Source organism: Stenotrophomonas pictorum JCM 9942 (assembly GCF_001310775.1).
Classification (GTDB): domain Bacteria; phylum Pseudomonadota; class Gammaproteobacteria; order Xanthomonadales; family Xanthomonadaceae; genus Stenotrophomonas; species Stenotrophomonas pictorum.
The window spans coordinates 1-3,013 of sequence record NZ_BAZI01000318.1 but is presented as its reverse complement, the minus strand read 5'-3'; the positions used below and the strand labels follow the sequence as shown (position 1 = coordinate 3,013).

Below are 3,013 nucleotides of genomic sequence, written 5' to 3'. Positions count from 1 at the left end.
CGCCGAGCATGGCCGCGGCGGTGGTCATCATGATCGGGCGGAAACGCAGCAGGCAGGCGCGGCGGATCGCGTCGTAGGCATTGGCGCCGGCGCGCTGCGCGTCCAGCGCGAAGTCGATCATCATGATCGCGTTCTTCTTGACGATGCCGATCAGCAGGATGATGCCGACGATGCCGTCCACCGACAGGCTCATGCCGCACAGGTACAGCGCCAGCAGCGCGCCGACGCCGGCCGGCGGCAGCGTGGAGATGATCGTCAGCGGGTGGATCCAGCTTTCATACAGCACGCCCAGCACGATGTAGATCACCGCGATGGCCGCCAGCAGCAACAGCACCACGTCGGTCTGGCTGCTGGAGAACTCGGCGGCGGTGCCGACGAATTGCGCCTGCATCTGCGGCGGCAGCTGCAGCCCGGCCACCGCCTTGTTGATTGCGTCCACGCCTTCGGACAGCGAGTAGCCCGGCGCCAGGTTGAAGGCGATCGTCGCCGAGGGCAGCTGCTGCTGGTGGCTGACGATCAGCGGCGCGGTGCCGGGCACGGCGCTGGCGATGGCCGACAGCGGAATGCTGCCGCCGCCGCCCAGGGCGATGCCGGTATTGCTGTTGCCAATGCCGGTGGCGGTGGAGGAGTTGCTCGAACTGACCTGGCCCAGGGTGGTGGCATTGCTGCCGGTCAGCGCGCCGCTGCCGTTGCTGCCGATCGCCAGCTGGTTCATCAGCGCATCGCTGGTGCGGAACTCCGGTGCCACTTCCAGCACCACGCGGTACTGGTTGAGCTGGGTGAAGATGGTCGAGATCTGGCGCTGGCCATAGGCGTCGTACAAGGTGTCGTCGATGGTCTGCATCGGCACGCCGTAGCGGGCGGCCTTGTCGCGGTCCACCTGCACGTGCAGGGCGCGGCCGTGGTTGGCCAGGTTGTTGTCGACATCGGCCAGCTGCGGCAGCCGGCGCAGCGCGTCGGTGACGCGTGCGGTCTGTTCGGCCAGCTCGGTGCTGTCCATGTCCGAGAGCGAGAACTGGTAGGCGGTGGCGGCCACGCGCGTATCCAGGGTCACGTCCTGCACCGGCTTGAGGTACAGCGCCACGCCGGGGATATGCGCGGCAGCGGCCTGCAACCGCGGCAGGATCACGTCCAGCCCGTCACGATCACCTCGCTCCTTGAGCACGATGCTCAGTTGTCCCTGGTTGAGCGTGGGATTCATGGTGCCGGCACCGATATAGGCGGCCACGCCGGTGACGGCTTTGTCCTGCTGCAATGCCGCGGCCACCGCCTGGGTGCGCTGCTGCATCTGCTCGAAGGCCACGTTCTGGTCGGCGATCACCACCCCGGTGACCATGCCGGTGTCCTGGTCGGGCAGCAGGCCCTTGGGGATGGCCATGTACAGCAACACGGTCAACACCACCGAGCCCAGCGCGATGGTCAGGGTCAGCGGCTGATGACGCAGCACCCAGTCCAGGCTGCGCTCGTAGGCATGCACCAGCCGCGACCACGCGGTGGTCCTGCCGCTTGCCGCCGCCCGTTCGTGGGCGTCATCGCCCTCGGGCAATGCGTCGGGCTTGAGCAGGTAGGCGCACATCATCGGGGTGAGCGTCAGCGAGATCAGCATCGAGATCGACACGGCGATCGTCAGCACCCAGGCGAACTCGTGGAACAGGCGGCCGGTAACGCCGGGCATCAGGATCAGCGGCAGGAACACCGCCACCAGCGACACGGTCAGCGACAGCACGGTGAAGCCGATTTCCCGTGAGCCGACTTCCGCCGCTTCCTGGCCGTCCTTGCCCTGTTCGATGTAGCGCACGATGTTCTCGATCATCACGATCGCATCGTCGACCACGAAGCCGGTGGCCACGGTCAGCGCCATCAGCGACAGGTTGTCCAGCGACATCCCGGCAAAGGCCATCACCCGAAGGTGCCCAGCAGCGACAGCGGCACCGCCACCGAGGGGATCACCGTGGCCCACAGCCGGCGCAGGAACACGAAGATCACCGCCACCACCAGGCAGATGGTCAGGATCAGGGTGAACTGCACATCGTGCACCGAGGCGCGGATGGTCACGGTGCGGTCGGAGAAGATATCCAGGTTCACATCCGCCGGCAGCATGCCCTGCAGGTTGGGCAGGATCTGGCGGATGTTCTCCACGGTCTTGACGATGTTGGCGCCGGGCTGGCGCCGCACTTCCAGCAGCACCGCCGGCTGGCCGTCGGCCCAGGCGGCGATCTGGTCGTTCTCGACGCCGTCGATCACCGTGGCCACGTCGCGCAGCCGTACCGGCGCACCGTTCTGGTAGCGGATGATGATGTCGTTGTAGTCGGCCGCGTCGCTGAGCTGGTCGTTGGTGGACAGCGTGTAGCTCTGGGTCTTGCCGTTGAGCGAGCCCTTGGGTGCGTTGACATTGGCCTGGGTCAGCGCGCTGCGCAGGTCTTCCAGGGTCATGCCCATGTTGGCCAGCTGCGCCGGGTTGGCCTGGATGCGCACGGCCGGGCGCACGTTGCCGGCGATCGACACCAGACCCACGCCGTCGATCTGCGACAGGCGCTGGGCCAGGATCGAGTCGGCCAGGTCGTTGACCTCGCGCAGCGGGCGCGTGTCCGAGGCCAGCTTGAGGGTGAGGATCGGCGCGTCGGCCGGATTCACCCGGTTGTAGACCGGCTGGTAGGGCAGCGAGCCGGGCAGGGTGGCCTGGCGGATCGCCGCCTGCACGTCCTGTGCGGCGGTGTCGATGTCGCGCTCCATCGAGAACTGCAGCACGATGCTGGACAACCCGGCCGAGGAGTCGGAGGTCATCATGTCCAGCCCGGAAATCTGCCCCAGCTGCCGCTCCAGCGGCGTGGTCACCAGCGAGGCCATCGTCTGCGCGCTGGCCCCCGGATACTGGGTGGTGACGACCAGGCTGGGCGCTTCGATCTCGGGCAGGGCGGCGACCGGCAGGCGCTGGTAGCCGAGGATGCCCAGCAGCATCAGCCCGATCATCAGCAGGGAGGTGGCGATCGGGCGCCGGATGAAAATAGTCGAA

At 67.4% G+C, this 3,013-nt stretch carries 1 pseudogene; it reads right to left on the bottom strand.

The window, feature by feature from the left end:
- Positions 1-3,013: pseudogene (locus JCM9942_RS13000) on the bottom strand (efflux RND transporter permease subunit); the annotation flags it as partial.